Here is a 23,837-nt window from a genome sequence, read left to right as displayed (position 1 = left end):
TCTCCTCGTCCGGGTGGCCGATCTTCGGCGGCTACCCGGACGGGAAGCGGATCAATCCCGTGATCAGCCCGCGTCGCAGGCCGCGCCGTTGAGCGTGAACGCGCCGGGCGCCGGGTTGCCGCCGCGGATCGAGCCGTTGAAGCCCGTGGTCACGGTCGCGCCGGGCGCGAGGGTGGTGTTCCAGTCGGCGGCGTTCACCGTGACGCGGCCGCCGCGCTGGTCGTAGTCGCCGTCCCAGCCGTGCGTGACCCGCTGCCCGTCGGCGAAGGTCCAGCTCAGCGTCCACGGCGAGAGCGTTTTCGCGCCCTTGTTGGTGATCGCGACGGCCGCGGTGAAGCCGTCGTCCCACTGGTCCTGCACGGTGAACCGCACCGAGCAGGACGCCTGGGGAGCGGCCGCGCTCGACGACGGCGGTGGCGGCGGGGCCGATGCCGAGCTCGACGGCGCGGTCTGCCGGCCCACCATGACGGTCGGGATCGGCGTCGGGCTCGGCGGTGGTGGCGTGCTCGTGGCCGGCTTCGGGGTGGTCGCGGGCAGCAGCGGCACCTGCGGGGGCGACGCCTCCCGGCCGGGCGAGCTGGTGGTCACGGCGATCACGACGAGACTGCCGACGACGGCGACCAGCCCGCAGATCGCGCTGACCCACCGGATCCGCGCCCCGGCCCGCTGCTGCGCGGCGGCGGCTTCCCGGGCCCGCTGCTCGATCCGGTCCACGTGCTCCGCGGGCGACAACCCGTCGGGCAGCGGCGCCCGCGGCGGCAGGGAACCGCCGGTCAAGGGCCGCGCCGTGGCGCCGGTCTCCTTCAAGAGCTCGGCGACGGAGATCTCGTCGTCGTCCCGCTCGGCGCGGCGCGCCATCCAGCACCTCCCGTCTCGTGCCCGGCGAATCCTAGGAATCCGCGCAGGTCTTGTAAACCGCGTGCATGCCGCGTGCACAAGCCGCCAACATCGCCGCGGTTACCTGGGTTCACGACCGGATGTCCCGGTCACCGAAACCGGGGAGAACCATGACCGAGCAGAAGATCATCGCCGTCGTCGGCGCCACCGGCCAGCAGGGCGGCGGCGTCGCCCGCGCCATCCTCGACGACCCCGCCGGCCGTTTCGCCCTCCGCGCGATCACCCGCCGCCCCGGCTCCGACGCCGCACAGGCGCTCGCCGCGCGTGGCGCCGAGGTCGTGGTCGCGGACCTCGACGACGAAGCGAGCCTGACGACGGCGCTGCGGGGCGCGTACGGCGCCTACTTCGTCAGCGCGTTCTGGGAGTACAACGACGTCGAGCGCGAGCAGAAGCAGGCCCGCGCGATGGCCGCGGCCGCCAAGTCCGCGGGCCTGCAGCACGTCATCTGGTCGACGCTGCCCGACACCCGGCTGCACCTGCGCCTCGACGACGACCGCGTCCCGACGCTGAACGAGCGCTACAAGGTCCCGCACTTCGACGGCAAGGCCGAGGCCGACGCGTTCTTCGTCGAAGCGGGCGTGCCGACGACGTTCCTGTCCACGACGTTCTACTTCGAGTCCTTCCTCGACTTCTTCCGCCCGGTCCGCGACGACGACGGCGTCCTCGCCCTGCACCTGCCGATGGGCGACCGCACGCTGCCCGCGATCGCGGCCGAGGACATCGGCCGGACGGCGTTCGGCGTCTTCGAACGCGGCCCCGAGCTCGTCGGCCGCACGATCAGCATCTCCGGCGAGAACCTGACCGGCGAGCAGTACGCGGCGGCGTTCGCCAAGGAGCTCGGCGAGGACGTCGCCTACCGGCCGGTCAGCGTCGAAGCCGTGCGCGCCCAGGGGTTCCCGGGCGCCGACGACCTGGCCAACATGTTCTTCTACTACGCCGAGTACGAGAGCGTCTTCGCCGGCGCGCGCGACCCCGGCGCCGTGCGCGAGCTGAACCCGCGGCTGCAGGACTTCGGCACCTGGCTCGCCGCCCACCGCGACGCGTTCAAGGGGCTGTGATGCCTTTCGGGATGCACTTCGGCATCTTCGGGGTCGGCGACATCGCCGCCGACCCCGCAACCGGCCGCGCCCCGACCGAGCACGAGCGGATCAAGCGGATGGTCGAGACGGCCGTCCGCGCCGAGGAGGCCGGCCTCGACGTCTACGCGACGGGGGAGCACCACAACCCGCCGTTCGTGCCGTCGTCGCCGACCACGCTGCTGGGGTTCGTCGCGGCGCGCACCAGCCGGATCGTGCTGTCGACGTCCACGACGCTGATCACCACGAACGACCCGGTGAAGATCGCCGAGGACTACGCGATGCTGCAGCACCTCGCGGACGGCCGGCTCGACCTCATGCTCGGGCGCGGCAACACCGGCCCGGTGTACCCGTGGTTCGGCAAGGACATCCGCGACGGCATCGCGCTGGCCGTGGAGAACTACGCGCTGCTGCGGCGGCTGTGGCGCGAAGAAGCCGTGGACTGGTCCGGCAAGTTCCGGTCTCCGCTGCAGGGCTTCACCTCGACCCCACGTCCGCTGGACGGCGTCCCGCCGTTCGTCTGGCACGGGTCGATCCGCAGCCCCCAGATCGCGGAGCAGGCGGGCCTTCTACGGCGACGGGTTCTTCCACAACAACATCTTCTGGCCGGTCGAGCACACCCGGCGGATGATCGCGCTCTACCGCGAGCGCTTCGAGCACCACGGCCACGGCCCCGCGGACACGGCGATCGTCGGCCTCGGCGGCCAGACGTTCATCCGACGCCGCTCCCAGGACGCGATCGCCGAGTTCCGCCCGTACTTCGACCACTCGCCGATCTACGGCCACGGCCCCTCGCTCGAGGAGACGATGGACCAGACGCCCCTGGTCGTGGGCAGCCCGGAGCAGGTGATCGACCGGACCATGCGCTTCCGCGAGGACTTCGGCGACTACCAGCGCCAGCTGTTCAACGTCGACGGCATGGGCCTGCCGCACGAGACGGCGCTGGAGCAGATCGACCTGCTGGGCGCGGAGGTCGTCCCGGTGCTGCGCAAGGAGTTCGCGCGAGGACGGCCGGCGCACGTCCCGGACGCGCCGACGCACCGGTCGCTCGCCGCGGTGGAATAGCGACCCGCCGCCCGCGGTTGCGCTGAGCGTGACCGAATCAGTGCGGTTCGAGGTGCTGGGCCCGGTACGGGCGTGGCGTGGCGACGTCGAGCTGGAGCTGGGCCCGCCCCAGCAACGGGCGGCGCTGGCGGTCCTGCTCCTGCAGGGCGGCACGTCGCTCTCACCCGCCCAGCTGGTAGAGGCGCTCTGGGGCGGCGCGGAACCGAGGGCGGCGACCGGCATGGTCCGTTCGTACATCTCCCGCCTGCGCCACGCCCTGGAGCCGGACACCCCGATCAAGTCGATCGGCGGCGGCTACGCGATCATCGCGCCGACGTTGGACCTGACGGAGTTCCAGCACCTGCTGACCACCGGCGACGCGCCTTCCCTCCGCGCCGCACTAGACCTCTGGCACGGCGCCCCACTGTCAGGCGTCAACGGCTTCGAGGCGGAACGCGTCCGCCTGGAGCAGCTGCGCTTGAAGGCGATCGAAGACCTAGCGGCAGCCGACATCGAGGCGGGCCACCACACAGGTGCCATCGGCGCCCTGACCGAGCTGATCACCGAGCAACCCCTGCGAGAACGCCCCCGCGAGCTGCAGATGCTGGCCCTCTACCGCTCCGGCAGGCAAGCCGAGGCCTTGGACGTCTTCGCCCACATCCAGCGCCGGCTGGAGGACGAGCTGGGCCTCTACCCAGGCCCGGAACTACGCGAAATGCAGCGCAAAATCCTGTCCTCGGACCCCACTTTGGCCGCCACCATCACCCGCCCCACGCAACTACCTCCGCAGCTCCCGGAGTTCGTAGGCCGAGAGGACATGCTGACCGCGCTGGCCGACACCCTGCGGACAACCAACCCAGGCGTCCCGGTAGTGGGCGTCGAAGGCCTGGCCGGAATCGGCAAGACCACCCTGGCGATCCAGCTGGGCCACAAGATCACAACGTCCTTCCCCGACGGCCAGCTGTTCACGGACCTGTCGGTCTCGCCGGACCCGCTGTCCGAGCTGCTGCGAGGTATCGGCGTCACGGACCTGCCACCGTCGTCAAGCGAGCGAGCGGCATTGTGGCGCACCCGCACCACAGGCCGCCGCGTACTCATCGTCTTGGACGACGCCCAGGCAGCGGAGCAGATCCGCCCCCTGCTCCCAGGCACCGGAGGCCCGGCGGTGATGATCACGGCCCGCCAGCGCCTGTACGGCCTGCCCCACGCCCACTGGCAGAAACTACGAGGCCTGGACCCCACGGCATCGCTGCAGTTGCTGAGCCGCTTGATAGGCCCCCGAACCGACCACGACCGCGCCGCGACCGAAGAACTGGTCGCCCGAACAGCGGGCCTACCCCAGGTCCTGCAGGCGGTGGGAGCCCGAGTGTCATCCCGCCCGGAGTGGACGATGCCCCAGGCACTCAGCCGCCTGGGCCGCCCGTCGCCAGACTCCCCGGTGACACCCCCGGAGTGCGGAGCGATAGAGAAGCCCTACGAGTCGGCAATGGCCCAGCTGACCCCGGCCCAGTCCCGAGCATTCCGGGTGCTGTCGCACCTCTCAATGCCGGTAGTCCCACTCTCCGCCGCCGCCGAGACTCTGAACCTCGAGCTACCGGCAGCAGCGGCGATCCTGGAGTCCCTGGTGGACGCCCACCTACTGGACCCGGCAGGCCCAGACGCCTACCGCTACCAGGAGCCCCTACGTGAGTTCGCCCGAAGTCGAGCAGGCCAAGAGGACTGGATCGATACAGTGGCGAGCCAAAACGCATGATCATCCCAACCCCCGACACCGTGCCGATCCAGACCCCCCTGAACGCCCCCACAAGGCGGCCGGGTACTCTTTTCTCCAGCAGGTCCGAGTGGCGGAATGGCAGACGCGCTAGCTTGAGGTGCTAGTGCCCTTAACGGGCGTGGGGGTTCAAGTCCCCCCTCGGACACACGCACTATCTACACCCGGGCTGGTCGTCGCATAGACGGCCAGCTCTTTTGGTTCGTAGCGTAGCTCCAGGTTCAGGGCGCGGTACAGGCGGCTCATGCCCGCCGTTGTCGCGTCGGCCAGTGTCCCGCAGACGTCGCCGAGTGCATCGATCCTCGCGTAGATCTCGGCGCGGCTCACTGTCGAGTCGGCCGGGACGCTCTCTAACTGCGCTTTCGCGGCGGCTCGTTCAGCCTGTGCCTGGTTCATTGGGTCGACGAGTGCTTCGGGCTCGACGCCGGCCGCGATCGCGGCCTGATACCGCTGGAGCCTCGCTTCCGCGTCTGCCAGCCGGTTTCGCGCCGCTTCGAGCGGACCACCGTTGGCCTGACTGCCGTCCGATCCGAGCAGCGCGGCCGCCGTTCGGTCGCGGTTGTCCGGGTGGAATAGCTCATGAATCCATCCGTTGAGTGCCTCGACGACCATGCCCTCGCGCAGATTGACCGTCTTCGGGTGGTCCGCCAGCTTCGGTGAGCCGGGCGCCATGGTCCGTGAGGTACATCGGTAGTAGGCGCCCTTCCTGATCGTGGCGCCTTGCATCTTCCGGCCGCAAACTCCGCATCGGAGCAGACCGCGCAGCAGATACGACCGCGCGGTCTTTCGGGCGCCCCGTTCGGCCTTGCGCGCCGTCTTCAATCCGCCCGCTGACTTCGACCGGCGCAGTAGTTGAGCCTGCGTGAACGTTTCCACGGACACGATCGCCGGATGTGCCTGCACGCGCGACCGTACGATCCGGTCGGGAGCAGCGCGCTTGAACCGCACCACGTGGCCCGCGGCAACGTCCTCCGGGTCAAGCAACGTTTCGTGTTTCGTCCAGCGCCCGAAGATCGCGTAGCCGGTGTATCGCGGGTTGTCCAAGATTGCTCGGACCGAGCTGCCTTGCCAGCCATCGGCAAGTCGGTGTCGGTTCTGGTCCCGCCGATGCGCGGAGGGACAAGGGATGCCGTCCCGATTGAGCAGGTTGGCGATCGCTCGGTCACCGTTGCCGTCGAGGTACTCGGCGAAGATCCGGCGCACCACCTCCGCCGTCGTCTCGTCGAGCGCCAACGCGCGCAACTTGAACCCTTCGGCGGCCTTCCGCGGATTCGGGTGAGGACCACTGTCGACAACGATGTACCCGTACGGCGCCCGGCCGCCTTGGTGTCGTCCTTCGTTGATCACCTGCGCGTCCATCGCCGCCCGGACGCGCGCCTGAACGTGCTGGCGCTCCGACTCGCTCATCCCGCCGAGCACGCTCATCAGCATCTTGTGAGACGGGTTCCGCGCGTCGTACTTGCCGCCCAGCTCCGGCACCCACAGATCCACGCCGTACGCGGCGAACTTCGGCGCGATAAGCGAGAACTGGTTGCCGAACCAACAGCGGGTGCCCTCGCCGACCACGATCGCGTCCCATCCGCGTCGCGGGTCCTTCAGTGCTGCGAGTAACCGTGCGCCCTCTGTCCTTCGTTCCCATGGGACGGAGCGCGACTGGCCGATGTCGAAGAACTCCGACACGATCTGCCCGCCGAGCGGCTCGACGAACTTCCGCGCGTTCCCGAACTGCCAACCACGCGACGTCTCCGGGTCCTGGTTGTCCTCGGTCGAGCACCGCCCGTAGGCCGCCATTGCGCCGATCCCGTCGTCCACCACGTCGGCGATCTCCAGACCCAGGATGTCGTCCAGGGTCGACCACGGGTCGCTGATGATTTCAGCTGCCACGGTTCACCTCCTCCGCCGGAACGTCCAGCACCGGCACCTCAGTAACCTCGATCAGAACGGCCAGTAGCGCACGTGCGACAGCGGGCGTCAGCTCGGGCAATCCCGCAGGTAGGATAACCCGGATCGGCGGATCTTCGGAACGAGCGGTGCTCATCGCTGATCGTCCTCGTCTGCCGCCTCGGCGCCAGTGGTCGCGCGGTCGATAGCGCTCCTGATTTCAGCCGTGAGATACCCGCGTACCTGCCGTGTCTCGCCGTCTTCGCTGGTCACGCGGTCTCGCGTCGGTCGGCATCCCGCGTCGGTCATCTGCTGCGCGAACGTCTTCCCGTCGATCTCCAGAGCGCTCAGCAGCTCGGCCGTTGGGACGAAGTCCCTGCCGTCCGGGCTCAGGTCATCGCCCAGGTACTCGACGAGCGACGCGAGCACCTCGGGCAGTTCACCAGGTGACTGAACCGCGTCAACCGCGTGACCTGCGCCGATTGCCTTGACCGCGGCTGCGTGGTCGAGCACCGGCATGGTGTCCTGTCCGGCCGCGTGCCCGGTGAGCGTCCCAGCCGCTTCGCGCAGCGTTCGTCCCTGCTCGCAGATGGTCCGCCAGTCCTCGTTCGGCATGTAGTACGTCCGGACCGTCATTGCCAGCACATCGGCGCCGGCTGACGTGTCGCCGTCCGGCCGCAGGATGCCGACGCCCTTGTGAGAGGGGAGCAGTCGGGACGAGTCGAATCCGCGCGTGTTCATCTGCTCGCCAAGCACGATGTTCGAGTCGCGCCAGTCCATCACCCGCAGCGCGAACCGCGACCCGAGTACTGCCCGCAGACCGGACGGGATCGTCTTCGAGTCCGGCCGCTGTGTCGCCAGCACGAGCACGATCCCGGCGGCCGGTCCCTTCTTCGCGAGCCACGTCAGCAGCTCGCCGACGTACTCGCCCGCGGTGAGCTTCTTTCCTTGCACGTCAACGGGCGTACGGTTCTCCAACGGAACCTGGACCTCATCAATGAAGATGGCCGTGATGGGCATGTTCAGTGCCTTGTCGCGAGACATCTCCGGCGTGACCTTCGATTCCGGACACGTGAGGTCGTCCAGGTCGCGCATCCGCCGGAACCGCGTCTGAACCTCGCCGACCAGCTCAATCAGCCAGTCCACGAGCGCCAGAACGTGTTCGGGTTCGTCGCCGGACATGAACCGGTGTGCCACCAGGCCGGCCGCGTCCCAGTCTTTCCCGGCTTTGAAGTCCGCCACATACAGCCGCACCCACGCGTCCAAGATGAGCCCGGCCGCCGCGAGCCGCGCGGCAAACGTCTTGCCCTGCCGGGGAATGGCGCCGACCAGCAGGGACGTCCACACCAGCGGCAGGTCAATCCGCCGGTCCCGCGCATCCCGGCCAAACGGGATCGGCCGCCACGCGTCCCACTGCGCCACGCCGAGCAGCGGCGTCCGCAACGGCGGTGAGGCGTACGGGTCCTCATCAGCCACCCACATCGACACCCGCCCGGCGTGCCCGCCGTTGCCGCGGACCCGTTCGACGATCAGCTGGACCTCATCGACGGCGAGCGCCGACGCGAGTGCATCCCGGTTCTTCACCACGTCAGCCGCCTTGCGGGTGGCCGGAAGGTCGACGGTGACCGCCCAACCGTCGCCGACACGCGTCGCGCGCTCGACCAGCCGCAACACCTCGTCCTTGCCGATCAGCTTCGCGTCCCGAAACGCATCCACCAGCACCTGCGGGTCCATCGTCCACGTGAGAGTGCGCGGCCCGGCTAGCGCCGGTTTGCGTCCAGGACTGCCGTCCTTCCTGCGCCCGAGGACTGCGAGCGCTAGGGAAGCGGCCGCACCTCCGATCCACAGAGGATCGGTGCCATACACGAGGTCGACGACAGCCACCGCGACGGCCGTAACGACCAGGACGGCACCGGTCACCTTCCAGCGGAACAGCGTGAGCGCCCGAATCTCCGTGAACTTGTCGGCCAGCTTCTCTGATTCTTCGGCCGCCGTCCGGTAGTCCCGGACGGTGACCCACCCGCGCCACCACCGCACCCCGACGACCAGGCCGCGAACGACCGCGCCGACGTACCGCCACGGTGACTTCACCAGCCCAACAAGAGCGTCTTTGCCTGCTTGGACAGCCTGCGGCTTGCTCTTTAGCCACAACGGGACACGCGGCGAGTGCCGCCACCACAACACAAAGCGGTTCGTCTTCGGCTCTCGCCGACGTGGTTGCGGCAACGTGTCGTCGACCAGTTCGCCGTCCAGCACGGGGTCGGCCTTGACCGGCAGCGAGTCAGCCATTGCCGACCTCCGACCGCAGCGCCCGCGCCACCCGGGGCGACAAACCGCGTGAGCAGCCGGTAGCCCGCCGCACCCACGCTGGCGTGATCTCGACGTCCGGCGTCCAGCTCTCCCGAGCGATCGCAAGGTAGTCGGCAAACAGCACGCGCCGACCAGCTTTCGCCGGCTCCGGCTGAACGGCTTGCCGTTCAGCCGCCACCAGGACGGCGTCGGTGAGCTTGTCCCGCAGGTCGGTGATCGCTTCGACAGCGACGAACACGACCAGCGGCGGCACAGAGTGAAGCACGATCGCCGCAGCCTCCCCAGCCGCGAACGACGTCCAGGTGTTCATGACGTAGGTGGCCGCAAGTGTGAACCACTTCGCCCGCCGCACCCAGACGCCGGTCCGGACCTGGTACCGCGCGGTGACCTGCTCGGCCCGCAGGATCGCCAACAGAACGAGAGAGACGGTCGGGTCCAGCACCCACGCGGCCAGCCACGGCAACGAACCCGGCCGCGTCCCGGCCGACGCGAAGCCCTGGACGTTGGTCATCGTGAACGCGAGCCCGAGCACGATCCCGGACCAGCACATCCAGTCGACCTGCCGCCGAACACGCTCAATCCGCAGCGCGACGACGTCCGGATCGGTCTGGTACGCGCGCACCTCCGCTGCTTCGGCCGCATCCTGCGCGAGTCGTTGTGCCCGGTTCATCGCCGACCACCCCGCTTCGGGGTGTCGACCGTGGTCACGGTCATGGCGCGGGTCAGCGCGTAGGACGCGAACAGCGCCGGCAGCCCGAGCACGGCGAACAGCAGCCACGGGCTACCCGGGTGAGCGATCACCACCCACTGGACGGCCACGATCAACCCGGCGTTGAACAGCACCCGCCCGACCAGCGACACGAGCCGTGCGCCGCTCCGAGCGGCTTCGGCGGCGGCCTTCGCCCGGCGGGAACCAGCCCGCCAGACCCAGAACAGCACGAGCAGCACGCCGACACCGGCGAGGATCTGCGTGGGCGTCACGGTGAGTCCGTTCATCGTGCACCCCGATCGGTCCGCTCGCCACGCCGCAGCCAGAGCGGGTGCAGCGCGCGCCGGTCGTCGTCGGTCATCCCGCCCCAGACGCCGACCGTGTCGACGCTGGCCGTCCGTAACTCCAGCTCCAGGCATTCGTCCCGGACGGGGCACCCGCCGCACAGCCGCTCAGCCAACTCGGCGTCGCTCCTCGCGTCGGGTGGTCCGTCGTTCGGCGGGGGCCACATGCAGACTCCCTCGCTGGTCACGACGTCGGTCAGGACATCGGTCGGCACCCAGCGCAGCCGGTCCAGCCGCCACGCGATCCCGATCAGGCGCAGGTCGTCGGTGCTCATGCGGCACCTCCGGCCTGACGCGAGCCGAGCAGTCGGGCCAGCTCGGTCGACGACACGCGGAGCCCGGAACGGCAGCGGGTGGCGCGCACCTCGCGGGTCCGGATCGCTCGGCTCACCGCAGCGCGGGACACGCCGAGCAGCCAGGCCGCTTCTCGAATGGTGTGAAAGGTGATTTGCGAGTTCATGAGAAAGACCAATCTGATGATTTCAAGACTATGTTGTTGATTTCAGCTCTTTGACGGGCGCGTTTGTCCGACGCGCCGCCGACGAAGTGCTAGGCGACGTGGTGAAGGCTTGAAGAACCGCTAATCTCGGCGCTGAGGCGGAGCGCGGAGGAATACGTGTCGGAGGACTGGGCGGCAGTCGCCAAGGCGATCAACATGCGCGTGAACGAACTCGGCTGGCGACAACGCGAGCTGGCCGAGCGGTCGCACGTGTCGCAGGCGATCGTGCGCGAGCTCCAGCACCACACGGTGGAGCGCCGCCGGAGCGCGCGCACGCTCGAAGCACTGTCCACGACCCTGGGCTGGCACCCGCAACATCTGCTGGCAGTGCTGCAAAACCGCACACCGCCGCATCCGGACGAGCCGGCCGACGACGGTCACGAGCTTTGGTCCCGGCTGGACGCCCTCGAACAGCGCCTGGCCGAGATCACCGACCGCCTGGAGGACGTCCAATCGAGCCTTGCGACGGTCGTTGAGCACGTCCGGCCGAAGCGTTAGCGACTTGGTGAGCGAGGTGTTTTCCATGCCTCTAATTCAAGGCCGGAACGGCGTCGTAACCCATGTACAAGCACCGCAGCACCACTGCACAAACACTGCAGATCGCCGACATTTGGGAGAGCAATGAGTCCGGCCGGGGGATGGACGGGGCGCGCAGCGGTCGCGTTGCAGTCGGCATTGCGGCTCAGCCAAGAGCGATTTGCCGAGCACCTCGGAATCAGCGCGCGCACGGTCGCGTCCTGGCACAAGAAGCCGGACCTGCGGCCACAGTCGGAGATGCAACAGGTCCTGGACACCGCGCATGAACGGGCGTCGGACGCCGAGCGTGCCCGCTTCGTCGAGCTGATCGGCGAAGGTCCGGCCGCCGAGACGACGCCGGACACGACGGAAGCCGACCGGCGGCTCGCCGCCGACCCGCACATCGGCGCGGCACTCGAATGGCTCGACCGGCACGCCCACTGGACGCCCGGCACCGCACGCCGCGCCGTCGCCGAGCGAGTCGCGAGCGTCGACGTCCAAGACCTCCACGACCGCGGCACCCGGCGGGGGTGGGTCAGCCAGCGCGACGTAGCGGCCGCTCTGGCCACCTACTACGGCAGTCGGCTTGACGACCACGGCCTGTACTCTGCGCGGTGCGGCGATCTGACCATGAACACCAGCGTCCTGACCTGCGCAGACTGGCTGGACCTGGACTGCGAACTGCGCCCGCCGTATGACCGGCTCCGGGTTCCGAGCGCACAGCCGGAAGCCGACCTGGAGTTGGACGACCACGCCGCCGGCCGCGCCGTTCAGCGGCTCGCCGAGACCCTATCCATGAACACCCGGCTGACAGACAGCCCGATCTACCGGCTGCTGAGCACGGACATCCGTGAACACCAGCTCGGCGGCACGTTCGGCATGTCCCAGTTCGTGCACTACGCGCTGACGGTCGACCTGCTCGAAGGCGAACTGGTCGACGCCGTGGCCACTGGCTCGACCACCATGCCTCTTCGAGATCGCTACCTGCCGGATCTCCGATCGGTGCTCGACGTCGGCGAGCGCCTGTGTGCGGGCGGCGTGCTCGCACTGACGGCGATCGCCCGGCCCGCCGATCCGTACCGTGGCGAAGCGGACTACCTCCTGCTGGTCCAAGAGCGATCCGGCCACGTGCTCAACGCCGCGCGCCGGCTCGCGGTGATCCCGAAGGGCTTTCACCAGCCGCTCACCGACGTTCGTCGAGACGCGCAGGTCGGCATCACGCTCCGCCGCGAGATGGAAGAAGAGCTGTTCGGCCGCCCGGACATCGACAACACGCTGGGCGACATCCTCTCGGCTGACCCGCTGCACCCGACCAGGCTCAGCGAGCCGATGGGCTGGCTCATGGCACAGCCCGGCCGACTGCGGATGGAGTGCACCGGGTTCGGCCTGAACCTGGTCAGCGGGAACTACGAGTTCGCCAGCCTGATCGTCGTCGACGACGAAGAATTCTGGGCGCGCTACGGGGGAGTGGTCGAAGCGAACTGGGAATCCGCGACTCTTCGTCAGTATTCGACTACCGACGCGGAACTCGTCACCGAGTTGTTGGGTGATGTAGCGTGGAGCAACGAAGGATTGTTCGCCATGACGCAAGGACTCCGACGCCTTGCTGAAATCGGCGGAGAGCGTGTGAAACTGCCCGAGATTGAATGGGAGATCAGCCAGTGAGCGACGGTTGGACCGCCGGCAACGCCAACGAGGACGCGGCCGACACCCGCGGCTGGCTGGTCGGCCATTTCATCGACCCGTCGCAGGGTGTCCGCGCCTCGAAGGACGTAGAAGTCAAGTGGGCCAACCATCCTGCAGGTGACAAGCGTCCCGAGTGGACGTCTGACGACCAGCGGACCACGTTGGTGATGCTCGTCTCCGGTGAGTTTCACGTGGAGGTTACCGGCGGCAGTAAGACGATGACCCGCCCAGGTGACTACGTGATGTGGGGTCCGGGAATCGACCATTCTTGGGAAGCGCTGGCGGATTCGGTCGTCCTGACCGTCCGTTGGCCCTCAGCCACCTAATTCGACTGCTGGAATCCGCACTCGATCGCCGTCGATCTCGGCGAGACGACGCAAGCCCTGGAGGAACGCGAACAGTCCTTCGTTGCTCCAGGTTTCGTCGCTGATCAGTTCGGTGATCAAGTCGCCATCGAGTGTCGAGTATTGCCGCAGCCCGGCAGCCTCCCAGTTCGCTTCGACGTCGCCGCCGAACCGCGGCCAGAACTCTTCATCCTCGATCACGACCAGGCTGGCGAACTCGTAGTTCCCGCTGACCAGGTTGAACCCGAACCCGGTGCACTCCAACCGCATCCGCTCCGGCTCGGCAAGCCAGCGCATCGGCGCCGACAACCTGCTCGGGTGCATCGGGTCGGCCGCGCGCTGCGCTCCCGCCGTGTTGTCGACGTCGGTGCGTCTGAACAGCTCCTTTTCCAGCTCGCGTCGCAGCGTCGCGCCGATCCGGGCGTCCGCCCGATGGTCCGCCAACGGCCGGTGGAACGCCTTGGGGATGACCGCCAACCGGCCGACCGCGTTCAGCACCCGCCCCGATCGCTCCTGGACGAGCAGCAAGTAGTCCGGTCCGCCGCGATGCGGGTCGGCTGGTCGCGCGATCGCGGTCAACGCGAGTACCCCGCCCGCGCACAGGCGCCCGTCCAGACCGAGCACCGCCGCGAAGTCGGGCAAGTACTTGTCCCGCAACGGTGCATCCCCCGGCCGCAATTGCTTTCCGGCCTCCAAGCTGTCGGTCAACTCGCGCTCAAGCAGATCCACGCTCAAGGCGTACTCGACGAAGGGGGCCAACCCGACCTCGCCCACGATGGCGTCCCGCTGAGGCTCGATTGCTGACAGCCGGTAGATCGGAACGTCTGCTATCCGCACATCATCCGCCGCAGCTTCCGCGAGCCGCCGGACTGCTGCGTTCTCTTCGATGCCGCGGCGCGGCCGCGCGACGTCTGACAGCAACGTGAGCCGGTCGGTCTGAAACGTCAGAGGGCACGCCAGCTCCGTCCACTCTGGACGGGTCAGGATGCTGGTCGGTACCTCGGCTCCGCCGCCGCGAACCTGGTACATCGAATGTCCGGCAGGCGGATCACCGTAGTAGCTCGCCAAGGCGTCAGCGAGGTGGCTTCGACCGATCGGGCTCCGGACGCGCCGACCTGCTGGTACCCGTGCTTCCACTCGCTCGCGCGTCGTCCCCGGGCTCCAGCCGACCTGCCGATCTAACCAGCTGAACGCGGGCTCAAGCGCCGATCCGAGAGACGTACCGGCGGCCGGACGCACGCCGATCAACTCGCGCAGCTCGTCGGCGGAGCGGCCGAGCACCCTGGCGAGCTTCGGCCACTGGTACGGCTGTGGCGCGTAGTCGCCGGCCTCCCACCTGATGACCGTTGATCGGTCGACGCGCATCACTTCGGCGAGCTGCTCTTGAGTCAGCCCGGCCGCCTTGCGAGCTGAAACAAGCTCCTCGCGCCGACGAACGCTGACCACCCGAACACCTCGCTATGGTTGACGATGATCGCAGCCTAGCAGGCATATCAGCAGGTAAACGCGCCGACTGCCACATCTGTGCCACGAAACCCCGACGTTTGCGCTCTGGGCTGTGCCGGGTGCTCCGGATTGGATGATTTCAACACATCCGACAACCGAAGGGGCGACCGTGACGAGCGGCGAGCATGGCTCACGACCGCCGCGTCTCTACGTGACCTGGTACCGCTGCGTCGCCGACGACCTGGACCACGCCGTCACGGACGAGGCGTTCGCACACGGCGTCGCCCTCCACGAGGGTCGCTACCGCGCGCTCTGCGGACACGAAGTCTTCATCGACTCGTGCCTGGTCCCACCTGGTCGTCCGTGCGTTGCTTGCTTCGCGCTGATCCGCCTCCACAACCGCCCAGCCGATCCCACGCCTGCGCGCCATCGGGAGCCGTCCCGATGGCGTCGCCTCGTCGGCCGCCTCCAGACCCCGGCCGTCCCGCCACCGCGCCCGCCTCAACGCGTGCGGCTCATTCCCGAGCAGGGCGGCCGGACCACCACGTCGGCGGGAACGGGCGGCGCCCCGACCGCGCCCGTTCCCGCCGATCACCACGCCCGGCGAGGCGCCCGATGACCCCCCGCCTGATCATCGCCCGCCCGCTGCCCGGCACAGTGGGCGAAACCCGCCGCGTCGTGCACGTCTTCCCGCTGTCGCCGGAGGAGACCGCGCCGGAGCGCCTGACCGCGTACTGCGGCGAGACGTTCGGCCCCGACGAACTCGAATTGTTGGACCGCCCGGTCGGGATGCCCTGCGTGACCTGCCTCCGCCGTTCGCCCGGACCTGGTGCCACCGAACTGCCGGCAGGGAAGCGATGACGCCCGACGAACCGCCTAGCGTGCCTGCCTTCCAACGGGAGCTTGACCCGCTTCTGCTTCTGCCGGTGCGGCTGTTCGTCGCTTGCCTGCTGGCAGACATGCGCTGGTGCGAGGACGTCGCCGTTCGGGGCGCGTTGCGCCTTGGTGAGCGGAGCTTCGCGCAGCACGTCGAGAGTCTGCGCGCGGACGCGTACGTGGAGACCCAGAACGAAGGACGTCGTATGAAGCTCCGCCTCACCACACTCGGGTTCGACCGGCTGACCGAGCACGTGACCGCGCTCCAGTCGGTCGCGCGCACGGCCGCAGAACTCGTCGCCATGCAGCGTCCCGTGCTCCGCCCATCCGACTCCCTGTGACGGGTGTCCGCTGGCGACTCGAAGTTGCCTCAGCATGGGCAGATCATGACGGCTGTGACGGGTCTCGCGCGGAGCCTGTCACAGCCGTCACAAGCAGTATCTCCCCAGGTAGAGTGGCGTTTTGGCCTGTCACCGCCAGTGTGACGGCGTGACGGCTCGCGAGACGAGTTGTGACAGCCAATTTCCGCGACAATTTACGTGACATGGCGGTAAGCTACACGCGCATTCGTCACGAAAAGAGTCACAAAGGCGGAGGTTCAGATGGCCGGGCCGGTCTGTGCGGGTTGTGGCAAGACGTTGCCCAGTCCAGGTGGACGGGGGCGTCCAGCGATGTACCACGGCCCTGCATGCCGCCAACGCGCCCGCCGCGCCCGGCTCGCCGCCGATCCCGCCCGCGCCGACCTGCTAGGCCTACTCGGCCGAGCTGGACGCGCCGTCGCCGCCGCGCGCCGGGCCGCGACTGCTGGTGATGATCCCCGCGCCGCGCTCGCCGAACTTGCTGCCTTTGCCGAGCTAGCCAACGCCAGTCATGCGACTGAGGCTGCCGCCGCACCTCACGCTGAGGTCGAGCGTGCGTCCGCGCGTGCCGCAGAATCGGCAGCAACCGAAGCGCGACCGGTGACACGCGAAGACGTGATCGATGTCGACACGGTCCGGGTTGAGCAAGGCGAGGATTTCGAGTTCTCAGGCACCTACCGCGTACTGGCTGGAGACTCGATCATGCTTGGTTAACTCGCTCGTGACCAGCACCGACGCTGGGAAGCGCGGACGGCTACAACGACGATGACAGTCCCCGGCGGACCGTGGCGCACTCGTCAAGGCGCGCTCGTGGGCTTACTTCTCGACGGAGGCATCCGTACCAGGGAGGCGTAGCGATGTACTTCTCTGTGCACCATCACGCGGAGCTTCCGGCTCGTGGGCAACCGTGTCCGGGCTCGGCTCGACGGCCGGCGCGCTGGGCACCAACTTATCATCGGAGTGCCGCCCTCTCGAGGAGGGCGCGGTCGCGGAGACGGTTCCACGCGACTTCTTGTTCGGTGAAGTCCCGGGCCCAGCGGATGTTGCCGTGGTCTAAGAAGTTGACGATGGATGGATCCGTTTCCCAGGCCAGCGACGACGATCAGCCGCTGAACCTTTGAAGCGCCGATCTCCTCGATCGGGCTGGTAGGCCGTGCCCTCCGCTGGTCGAGCTGCACTGTCTGACGAAGATCCTTGAGCCATGCTGGCCGAGTTGGCCACGACCGACTGCTGATCATCTGCAATACTGTGCGTCCAGATCGAAGATGCTTAGTTGATCAATGGGGGGTGACTGTGATTGACTGGCGTGACACATTGAACTTTCCGCGAGCATTGTCCAATGTCAGACAAGACAGCCGCGACGACTGGTACCAAGATCCATGGAACTGGCCCGAATACAGATTTGTTCGCGCCAAAAAATGGCAAGACCTCACTCGTAGGCTGAACAGTTCGGGGACTTGTCAAGTCTATCTCATGGACGTTCCGAAGGAAAATTTTGGCATTCGTCCGGCCGTGATTATGGATCCATTAGATCGTCTTAGCTATCAAGCGCTAGTGGATGTTCAGAGTGCGCGCTTGATTGGCGGCCTGGATCAATGGGTGTGCGGCTGGAGGCTGCCGCGAATTGCGCCGGAGGGTAGGAATTACAGGACAAACCGATCGGAGTGGGCACAATACCGCGTTAGCCTGGCAGCTTATGCAGACCTAAACTCAGTCGGCTTGAAGACGGATGTGACATCGTGCTTTTCTAGTATGCCGATTCCTGGCGTTGTGAGCGACATCTATCAATACGGCGCGAGTGGCCCAGCTCTCGAGCGACTTGTTGATATCGTCGTTTCATTGGACAAGACGCCGGGTCGATCGGGTCTGATGCAGAGATCAAAGGCCTCGGCGGTACTGGCTAACATGTACCTGCAGCGCCTAGATGATCCTCTTCGTCATCATAATCAGAGTCTGCCACGTGGTCACGGGTTGCGGAAGTTTCCGTTTCGAAGTGGAGGCGTTGCACGTTGGATGGATGACATTTGGGTCTTCGGATCAGATGAAGCAGCATTGCGGAAAGTTCAAGTCGATCTTCAGAATGTCGGACGCAATGCTGGACTTGAGTTGAATTTAGGTAAGACTAGCGTGAAAAGTGGCCAGGAATTGGTGGCAGCTGTCAAGAAGATTCAGCACAGCGCCATTGATGACGCGCTCGACGCGGAGCCGTCCGATCAGGCCCCGCTCGAAGAGTTACTTGATACGATAATCGACGACCCTGCGCAGGCGGATCGCACAACAATTCGGTTCGCTTTATCGAGAATGAAAAAGCATAAAATTCATTCTCGTCGCGAAAAGCTCATAAATTCGATTGAGAAGATGCCTCACGGGGCAGATCATCTTGCGAGAGCCTTCCGAGATTTGGGATGGTGGAAGGAGCTTCAGGATTGGTATTTGGAGTACAAGGATGGCCAATGGGCTCACTTCCCGTGGAGCGTAGCTCGCCTTGGCGCCATGTTTCCCACCAGGGGAGATGCCGCAGTACATCTGTGTAATGCGTTCGCGGATACGTTATCATCTCGGCCGCCCTTGCCGTTGATGGCACTTACTGCGCAACGTCTCGCTTTTTGGGATTCGGAAAGAGCTCGAGACGTTATATGTGAACTGCTTCTTGAGGTAGACAATCCGCATGAACGTAGGGTTCTGTCGTTGACGCTTCTGCACGTTGCAAAGGAGCGAAAATTGATTCGGCGCTCCTTGTCTGACTTCGAAGAGAACGCATTGACTCTGCGAATGATCGAAGACGGCAACTTCCAGCCTTTCAATGTTTCAGCAGACTTCAGCGCAAGTGAAACTGACGATGAATGAAGCTAGGTGTAATGTACCGACTGATTGCGTACGTAGTACTGATACTAGCCGCCTCTGTGGCCCTGCTCTTCGTTCGCGGAGAGGTGATGGTTGCGCTACTGACGGGATTCATAACGGGCTGCGCAATACCGATCATCGACGCCGTAATTCAGAACTGGAAATACTTGCGCATCGTCGTTGCTTGCGTTCGTTACTATCGAACGCAAGTGCGCATCTCCGTCTCATACCTTTTCCGAATTGAACGGGGCGGTAAGTATCTTCTTGTGCGAGGTGGGCGCTATCCGAACCAGTTTCAGCCTATTGGTGGCGTATATAAATTCCACGACTCGGCTAGGCCGATTTTCCGGTCATGGAAAGTGGAAACCGATGATTTAATTCCAATTGATATCTCCAGTAAGGATGACCTGAGAATCAGGGTGGAAGGTCGGCATCTGCTCAGATTCTTTCAATGGTTCGAGAGTGGCAAAAACCGCGAAATTGGCCCAAATAGGGAGCTCTATGAAGAGTTAATCGAGCCTCACTTGCCACCAGAAAAGTTTCTGTACACCGCAAATGACTTCTTAGAGCGAAGGGTTGAGAAAATTGGATTTAGCAACTTCGCGAACAGTCGCGAATTACTAATTGCTGACGTGTACGAATTAGTTCCAACCATCGATCAGGCGGTTGAGCTTGACGGCTTGGCCACGCATGCCTCAGGTGAAGGCAACTTAATCTGGGCTACCGCGGATGAGATTAGACGACGAGGGGCTAAGCCTGGACGTACCCAAAACTATCAGATCTCATCTACGTCTCGCTGGACTATATAGATGTACCGGGGAGTGCTGCCTGCAATATGTGTCGTGATTGGCCTACCAAAAGCATGTTATTTCGCCAGCGTTTCAATTTTGTTCTGGGGTGAACGTGTCAGCTCCGCTAATACGAGATCGAGAATTTCGATCGTGTCGATTGGTAACAAATCCATTGTGGCGCACATGGTTGCACAATCCATGTATTCTTGGATTCGAGTCCGCCAGCCAGGAGGCGCGAGCTCGCGCCTCCTGCCTCCTGCGGCGCCACGCTGGCCGACGAACTACGTCAATCTAAGTTCGAGTAGACCTTCACGAAGGTTGTCGCCGCCGCTCTGACAGCGGCGGCGCGAGCTGCTCCCTATCGCTGACGAGATACGAGAGTCAGGCTGGCCGGGGCCGCAACTGCATGCGATAGAGCGGACGCCTCTAAAGGCATCATCCTGGCACCATGGAGGCAGGTCGTCACTGTCCGACATCGAATGGTTACGTAGACCGATAGGCCATCCATCCATCCATCCATCCATCCGCCGCTACGCCTGCCTCGTTTTGTCGGACCCTGCGCGTACCCTCAACGGTCATCGGGAAGGAGGCGGACCTATGACCAGCAAGGCAGGCTCGTGCCATGATCATGACCCGCCGGCCAATTCGTCGAGTGATGAGCGCTTTCAGATACTCTCACTCGACGGCGGCGGAGCTAAGGCACTCTTCACCGCTAACGTGTTGGCGCGCCTCGAAGCGGACCTCGGCGTGCATGTCACCGACCACTTCGACCTAATCGCCGGTACGTCAGTTGGCGGTATCCTGGCTCTCGGCCTCGGCGCCGGTCTGCGTCCTGCCGAGATCGTCGAGCACTACACCGCGCTCACCGAGCGGGTGTTCCCGCGTTCGCGCCGAACGTGGTGGCGCTACCTTCCGCGTGCGGTGCGGCCAGCCTACTCCGGCGCGGTTTTGCGCGAAGTGCTTACGGAAGTGCTTGGGACGCGCCTGCTTGGTGAGAGCAACAAGCGGCTCATCATCCCATCGTGGGACGTACAGCGAGGCGAGGTGCACATCTTCAAGACGCCGCACCACGAACGCTTGCGCCGCGATGGCCGGATCCCGATGGTTGACGTCGCAATGGCCACTACGGCGGCCCCGACATTCTTCGAGGCGGCCCACGTAGGCGACCACCGTCTGATCGACGGAAGCGTGTGGGCGAACAACCCGTCGGTGGTAGCGATCGGAGAAGCGCTGAGCATGCTCGGCGTGCCGCTTGAAGCCATTCGGATACTGAACGTCGGCACTATCGACCAGCGGACGAACCACCCTGTGCGTCTAGACATCGGCGGATGGGCAAACTGGGCCAAGCCCGCGGCTCCGTTGATGATCACGGCATCGAGCCGCGGCGCGCAGGGCACGGCGATTCATCTGGTAGGTAAAGACAACTTTGTCCGCTTCGACGCTAACGTGCCCGGCAGTGTCTTCACCCTCGACCGCGCACGTCCAGTGGCGCTAGCCGGGCTCGTCGCCGGGCAGAGCCGTGCTCTCAGTCCTGTCTTTACCGATCGGTTCGCCGACCACGTCACGAGTTCCTACACGCCCATTCTCTTGCCGGGACAACAGTCCTGCACGTAGTCCCGACCTGGAGGCGCGTCATGAGGCATACCGACTACTTCAAGAACTTCCTCGACAACACCGTCAACCTGTCCAAGTTCAAGTTGGAGACTCTCAGCGGTCGGGTCGACACCATCTATGGTGTCTTGAAGGCCGACGCGAGCCTGGGACCACTTCTCAAGAAGAAGATCCCGCAGGGATCTTGGCCGCAGAAAACCATCATTAACCCGCAGAACGGAAAAGCATTCGACGGTGACTTCATGGTCCAGATGGAGGAGGACCCCGAGTGGGCTGATGACTTAAGAAAGTACGGCAACGCAGTATACGACGTGCTGCACAGGAAGTCACCCTACAAGGACATGCCTCATGGGCGCAAATGTCGATGCGTCTACGTCAACTACGCGGATAACGCCATGCACGTCGATATTGTGCCGTTCGTGGTCCGCTCCGATGGCACCCAGTGGATCGTCAACCGTGACGACAATAAGTGGGAGCGCACCGACACCGAGGGATTCACGAATTGGATGAAGAAGCAGGACAAGGCCGCCGGCCATCGCCTCCGCGAAGTCATCCGGATCATGAAGTTCCTCCGCGACCACAAGAACTCCTTCACCGGGACCAAGTCCATCCTGCTCACGACCCTGCTCGGCGAACGTGTCGAGGAATGGCGCACGGTCGCCGATTCTGGCTACTACGGCGACCTGCCAACCGCCCTACTGCACATCGTCTCCGACCTCGATGACTGGCTCCAGGCGCGGCCAGGCAAGCCTGTAATCATGGACCCTTCGGGCTCAGGCACGTCGTTCGACCACCGTTGGACTCCGGAGACCTACGTCTATTTCCGCGAGCGCATCAATGTACACGCCGCCGAGATCAAGGCCGCCTATAAGGAGACTGACTTCGACGCGAGCGTTAAGAAGTGGCAGGCCCTGTTCGGCGATGGTTTCAAAGCACCCAAGTCGTCAGCCTCGACTGGGAAGTACAGCAGCGTCAGCACTGGCGCCGTAGCGTCCGGGGCGGCAACAGTCAGCCACTCTGGGCGCGCGGGGTGAGCAAGAAGAGGCTCAGCGACTGGCAACGCCTCGTCCTCGCAGACCTGGCCGCCATCGCTAGGGCCTTCCCTGGAGACGTCGAGAAGGTCGGTGGCCATCAGCTCGGGCCGCAGCGGGAGATGAAGTTCCGGCTGCGGCTTCGAACGGCTGACATTCCCCGAGCCGATGGCGGGCTAGCGCTCGGCGAATATGAGGACTTCAGCATCACCGTCGACCCGTTCGACTTGGCGCCGCCGCGTGCCGAAGTGGACCACATGCGCTTCCTGCACCACGCTCATGTGCTCCAAGGGCGGCGCCTGTGCCTTTATCTCGACGCCGCTCGCGAGTGGGACCCAATCACGGGATTCGGCGGCTTCGTCGATCGCCTAGTTGCTTGGCTCTCCGACGCCGCGACCGGCCGATTCGATGCCCAGACTGCCCTCTATCACGCAGTCGGCGGTGTACTGCATGTGACAGATGGGGCACCGACTGTAGTAGTCCGAGACAGTCTCAGGTCCCGCGTGCGCGTACAGAACGGATGGTGGAAAAGGCGCACACTCCACCGGTTCGACGTGATCATGGATCGACCTGAGCGAGCAGCGGACGCCACGCATGTGCCGGTCCTGATGTTAGACACGGACCTGCCATTTGGGGCGGGGCACAACCTGGGTTCCCTCATGCTGACGATTGACAATCCTTACTTTGGACACCTATCGCCGGGCCGCGAGGTACGAGCTACCCGGATGAACACCGGCCTTTCGAAGACGCTCCTGACGGTGCTTGGCGCGAGCGCGATTCGCAAGCCCGACGGCACGCCGCAGGGCATCGTGATTGCCGTACCTCATCCAACAGGCGGCCCGCCGCATCTTCTGTCGGCCAGTATCCCAGCTTCCGGAGCCGACCACATCCGCGCACTGGTAAGGGCGTCCAGAGGGAGAAGTTCCATGATTGACATCGACGGGAACCAGGCGAACCCCGACACGCCAGTGGAGTGGTGGCCAGTCTCCGATGAGCGCGCGGAGGTCACGACTCGACGCGACTCAACCCGCCCGGTCACTGCGTTCTCGGGCAAAACGATCCATATCTGGGGATGTGGCGGCCTCGGCTCCTGGGTTGCGGACTATGTAGTCCGCGCAGGGGGGACGAAGATTGTTCTATGCGATCCCGGTAGGGTCACGGGCGGACTCTTGACCCGGCAGAATTTCGTAGAAGCCGACATCGGTAGCACGAAAGTGGAGGCCCTCGCTGATCGCCTGCGCGCGATCAGTGACTCCGTTGAAGTATTGGTCCACAAATGCATGGCGCCTCCAGTGCCACATCTCGCAGAGGTAGACCTCATCATCGACACCACCGTGAGCGTCGCGATCGGTCGTCTGCTCGACGGCGTCGCCACCGCGACAGGACGCCCCGTCCTGGCCCAATTGGCGACCGACGCGCGCACGGGAACGCTCGGAATCATGACCGTCTCCGTACCGCCGCTGACCATCGGGCCGTTGGCCATCGACAGACAGGCTGGACGAACGGTCGCCGCCGACGGAAGTCTGGAGGAATTCCATCAACTGTGGAACTCTCCGGAGGCCGGCGACGAGCTCACTCCGACGCGGGGATGCTCAACGCCCACCTTTCACGGTTCCGCTGCGGACTTAGCAGGAGTGGCAGCGAGTTTGGCGAGCATCCTCGGCTCACATCTGGGAGCGGCGACAGCGGTATCCGGCACACATCTGATCTCACTTCCTCATGGAGAGGCCGGGCCTTTACGCAAGTTCGTGCCAGCAGACGAGGGTGATAAATCCATGTGAGGTTGAGAGCACGGTGTGAAG

21 protein-coding genes, 1 tRNA gene and 1 pseudogene are annotated in these 23,837 nt (G+C 65.4%); 14 read left to right on the top strand and 9 right to left on the bottom strand.

Annotated elements, in window-relative coordinates; all coding sequences use genetic code 11:
- Positions 1-63: 63 nt before the first annotated feature.
- Positions 64-858 carry a cellulose-binding domain-containing protein gene (locus OG439_RS20565; protein WP_326950985.1) on the bottom strand — a complete coding sequence of 265 codons (795 nt, stop codon included), beginning with the start codon at positions 856-858 and terminating at the stop codon, positions 64-66.
- A 149-nt stretch (positions 859-1,007) separates the two neighbouring features.
- On the opposite strand from OG439_RS20565, the gene OG439_RS20560 reads away from it, so the two are divergent.
- The 4 genes and pseudogenes from OG439_RS20560 (at position 1,008) to OG439_RS20545 (ending at position 4,936) form a co-directional block, all read left to right on the top strand.
- Positions 1,008-1,955: an NmrA/HSCARG family protein gene (locus OG439_RS20560; protein WP_326950984.1), complete on the top strand. Its 948-nt coding sequence runs from the start codon at positions 1,008-1,010 to the stop codon at positions 1,953-1,955.
- A gap of 11 nt (positions 1,956-1,966) precedes the next feature.
- Positions 1,967-3,038 (top strand): annotated as a pseudogene (locus tag OG439_RS20555) (LLM class flavin-dependent oxidoreductase).
- A 28-nt stretch (positions 3,039-3,066) separates the two neighbouring features.
- Complete coding sequence (locus tag OG439_RS20550) at positions 3,067-4,770, top strand: AfsR/SARP family transcriptional regulator (RefSeq protein WP_326950983.1); 1,704 nt, start codon at positions 3,067-3,069, stop codon at positions 4,768-4,770.
- Positions 4,771-4,852: 82 nt separating this feature from the next.
- Positions 4,853-4,936, top strand: a tRNA-Leu gene (locus OG439_RS20545).
- On the opposite strand, the gene OG439_RS20540 is transcribed toward OG439_RS20545, so the two are convergent.
- From OG439_RS20540 to OG439_RS20510, 7 genes are read right to left on the bottom strand one after another with little or no spacing between them, the layout of a single operon-like run.
- The gene (locus OG439_RS20540; RefSeq protein WP_326950982.1) at positions 4,918-6,672 is read right to left on the bottom strand and encodes a recombinase family protein; all 1,755 of its coding nucleotides are present in this window, start codon (positions 6,670-6,672) and stop codon (positions 4,918-4,920) included. The genes OG439_RS20545 and OG439_RS20540 overlap by 19 nt on opposite strands.
- Entirely contained in the window at positions 6,662-6,826 is a 165-nt protein-coding gene (locus tag OG439_RS20535; RefSeq protein WP_326950981.1) for a hypothetical protein, read from the bottom strand. Before OG439_RS20535 ends, OG439_RS20540 begins: the two co-directional genes overlap by 11 nt.
- Positions 6,823-8,958: a cell division protein FtsK gene (locus OG439_RS20530; protein ID WP_326950980.1), complete on the bottom strand. Its 2,136-nt coding sequence runs from the start codon at positions 8,956-8,958 to the stop codon at positions 6,823-6,825. The genes OG439_RS20535 and OG439_RS20530 overlap by 4 nt, the downstream gene beginning before the upstream one ends.
- The gene (locus tag OG439_RS20525) at positions 8,951-9,649 is read right to left on the bottom strand and encodes a hypothetical protein (RefSeq protein WP_326950979.1); all 699 of its coding nucleotides are present in this window, start codon (positions 9,647-9,649) and stop codon (positions 8,951-8,953) included. The genes OG439_RS20530 and OG439_RS20525 overlap by 8 nt, the downstream gene beginning before the upstream one ends.
- Entirely contained in the window at positions 9,646-9,975 is a 330-nt protein-coding gene (locus tag OG439_RS20520; RefSeq protein WP_326950978.1) for a hypothetical protein, read from the bottom strand. Before OG439_RS20520 ends, OG439_RS20525 begins: the two co-directional genes overlap by 4 nt.
- On the bottom strand, positions 9,972-10,307 hold the full coding sequence (locus OG439_RS20515; protein WP_326950977.1) for a WhiB family transcriptional regulator: 336 nt from the start codon (positions 10,305-10,307) through the stop codon (positions 9,972-9,974). The genes OG439_RS20520 and OG439_RS20515 overlap by 4 nt, the downstream gene beginning before the upstream one ends.
- Positions 10,304-10,492 carry an excisionase family DNA-binding protein gene (locus OG439_RS20510; RefSeq protein ID WP_326950976.1) on the bottom strand — a complete coding sequence of 63 codons (189 nt, stop codon included), beginning with the start codon at positions 10,490-10,492 and terminating at the stop codon, positions 10,304-10,306. Before OG439_RS20510 ends, OG439_RS20515 begins: the two co-directional genes overlap by 4 nt.
- Positions 10,493-10,648: 156 nt before the next feature.
- Here OG439_RS20510 and OG439_RS20505 point away from each other — a divergent pair, with 156 nt between their 5' ends.
- The 3 genes from OG439_RS20505 (at position 10,649) to OG439_RS20495 (ending at position 13,059) form a co-directional block, all read left to right on the top strand.
- Positions 10,649-11,029, top strand: a complete 381-nt coding sequence (locus OG439_RS20505) for a helix-turn-helix domain-containing protein (protein WP_326950975.1) — start codon at positions 10,649-10,651, stop codon at positions 11,027-11,029.
- A 123-nt stretch (positions 11,030-11,152) separates the two neighbouring features.
- Positions 11,153-12,712 (top strand): transcriptional regulator, encoded by a 1,560-nt coding sequence (locus tag OG439_RS20500; RefSeq protein ID WP_326950974.1) that lies wholly within the window; start codon positions 11,153-11,155, stop codon positions 12,710-12,712.
- Positions 12,709-13,059, top strand: coding sequence for a cupin domain-containing protein (locus OG439_RS20495; protein WP_326950973.1), 351 nt, complete (start codon positions 12,709-12,711; stop codon positions 13,057-13,059). The genes OG439_RS20500 and OG439_RS20495 overlap by 4 nt, the downstream gene beginning before the upstream one ends.
- Here the strand turns inward: OG439_RS20495 and OG439_RS20490 are convergent.
- A complete protein-coding gene (locus tag OG439_RS20490; RefSeq protein WP_326950972.1) occupies positions 13,048-14,523 on the bottom strand; it encodes a helix-turn-helix domain-containing protein in 1,476 nt (491 codons plus the stop codon). The genes OG439_RS20495 and OG439_RS20490 overlap by 12 nt on opposite strands.
- A gap of 615 nt (positions 14,524-15,138) precedes the next feature.
- On the opposite strand from OG439_RS20490, the gene OG439_RS20485 reads away from it, so the two are divergent.
- From OG439_RS20485 to OG439_RS20455, 7 genes are all read left to right on the top strand, one after another.
- Positions 15,139-15,384, top strand: coding sequence for a hypothetical protein (locus OG439_RS20485; RefSeq protein WP_326950971.1), 246 nt, complete (start codon positions 15,139-15,141; stop codon positions 15,382-15,384).
- Positions 15,381-15,740 (top strand): MarR family transcriptional regulator, encoded by a 360-nt coding sequence (locus OG439_RS20480; RefSeq protein ID WP_326950970.1) that lies wholly within the window; start codon positions 15,381-15,383, stop codon positions 15,738-15,740. Before OG439_RS20485 ends, OG439_RS20480 begins: the two co-directional genes overlap by 4 nt.
- Positions 15,741-17,231: 1,491 nt before the next feature.
- Positions 17,232-18,605, top strand: coding sequence for an RNA-directed DNA polymerase (locus OG439_RS20475; RefSeq protein ID WP_326950969.1), 1,374 nt, complete (start codon positions 17,232-17,234; stop codon positions 18,603-18,605).
- Between the two features lie 56 nt (positions 18,606-18,661).
- Positions 18,662-19,411, top strand: a complete 750-nt coding sequence (locus tag OG439_RS20470; RefSeq protein ID WP_326950968.1) for an SMODS-associated NUDIX domain-containing protein — start codon at positions 18,662-18,664, stop codon at positions 19,409-19,411.
- A gap of 579 nt (positions 19,412-19,990) precedes the next feature.
- Positions 19,991-21,007 (top strand): CBASS cGAMP-activated phospholipase, encoded by a 1,017-nt coding sequence (locus OG439_RS20465; protein WP_326950967.1) that lies wholly within the window; start codon positions 19,991-19,993, stop codon positions 21,005-21,007.
- 20 nt (positions 21,008-21,027) lie between these two features.
- On the top strand, positions 21,028-22,038 hold the full coding sequence (locus tag OG439_RS20460) for an SMODS domain-containing nucleotidyltransferase (protein ID WP_326950966.1): 1,011 nt from the start codon (positions 21,028-21,030) through the stop codon (positions 22,036-22,038).
- Positions 22,035-23,816 (top strand): ThiF family adenylyltransferase, encoded by a 1,782-nt coding sequence (locus OG439_RS20455; RefSeq protein ID WP_326950965.1) that lies wholly within the window; start codon positions 22,035-22,037, stop codon positions 23,814-23,816. Before OG439_RS20460 ends, OG439_RS20455 begins: the two co-directional genes overlap by 4 nt.
- Positions 23,817-23,837 lie beyond the last annotated feature (21 nt).

It is taken from the genome of Amycolatopsis sp. NBC_01307, assembly GCF_035975215.1.
GTDB lineage: Bacteria > Actinomycetota > Actinomycetes > Mycobacteriales > Pseudonocardiaceae > Amycolatopsis.
This window is presented reverse-complemented; position numbering and strand designations above follow the sequence as displayed.

What these genes read in the sequence shown, in the direction of transcription:
- OG439_RS20515 (WP_326950977.1), bottom strand. Translation starts at nt 10,307, where the DNA reads ATGAGCACCGACGACCTGCGCCTGATCGGGATCGCGTGGCGGCTGGAC.
- OG439_RS20525 (WP_326950979.1), bottom strand. Translation starts at nt 9,649, where the DNA reads ATGAACCGGGCACAACGACTCGCGCAGGATGCGGCCGAAGCAGCGGAG.
- OG439_RS20520 (WP_326950978.1), bottom strand. Translation starts at nt 9,975, where the DNA reads ATGAACGGACTCACCGTGACGCCCACGCAGATCCTCGCCGGTGTCGGC.
- OG439_RS20535 (WP_326950981.1), bottom strand. Translation starts at nt 6,826, where the DNA reads ATGAGCACCGCTCGTTCCGAAGATCCGCCGATCCGGGTTATCCTACCT.
- OG439_RS20510 (WP_326950976.1), bottom strand. Translation starts at nt 10,492, where the DNA reads ATGAACTCGCAAATCACCTTTCACACCATTCGAGAAGCGGCCTGGCTG.
- OG439_RS20460 (WP_326950966.1), top strand. Translation starts at nt 21,028, where the DNA reads ATGAGGCATACCGACTACTTCAAGAACTTCCTCGACAACACCGTCAAC.
- OG439_RS20480 (WP_326950970.1), top strand. Translation starts at nt 15,381, where the DNA reads ATGACGCCCGACGAACCGCCTAGCGTGCCTGCCTTCCAACGGGAGCTT.
- OG439_RS20475 (WP_326950969.1), top strand. Translation starts at nt 17,232, where the DNA reads ATGGACGTTCCGAAGGAAAATTTTGGCATTCGTCCGGCCGTGATTATG.
- OG439_RS20485 (WP_326950971.1), top strand. Translation starts at nt 15,139, where the DNA reads ATGACCCCCCGCCTGATCATCGCCCGCCCGCTGCCCGGCACAGTGGGC.
- OG439_RS20565 (WP_326950985.1), bottom strand. Translation starts at nt 858, where the DNA reads ATGGCGCGCCGCGCCGAGCGGGACGACGACGAGATCTCCGTCGCCGAG.
- OG439_RS20465 (WP_326950967.1), top strand. Translation starts at nt 19,991, where the DNA reads ATGACCAGCAAGGCAGGCTCGTGCCATGATCATGACCCGCCGGCCAAT.
- OG439_RS20530 (WP_326950980.1), bottom strand. Translation starts at nt 8,958, where the DNA reads ATGGCTGACTCGCTGCCGGTCAAGGCCGACCCCGTGCTGGACGGCGAA.
- OG439_RS20560 (WP_326950984.1), top strand. Translation starts at nt 1,008, where the DNA reads ATGACCGAGCAGAAGATCATCGCCGTCGTCGGCGCCACCGGCCAGCAG.
- OG439_RS20500 (WP_326950974.1), top strand. Translation starts at nt 11,153, where the DNA reads ATGAGTCCGGCCGGGGGATGGACGGGGCGCGCAGCGGTCGCGTTGCAG.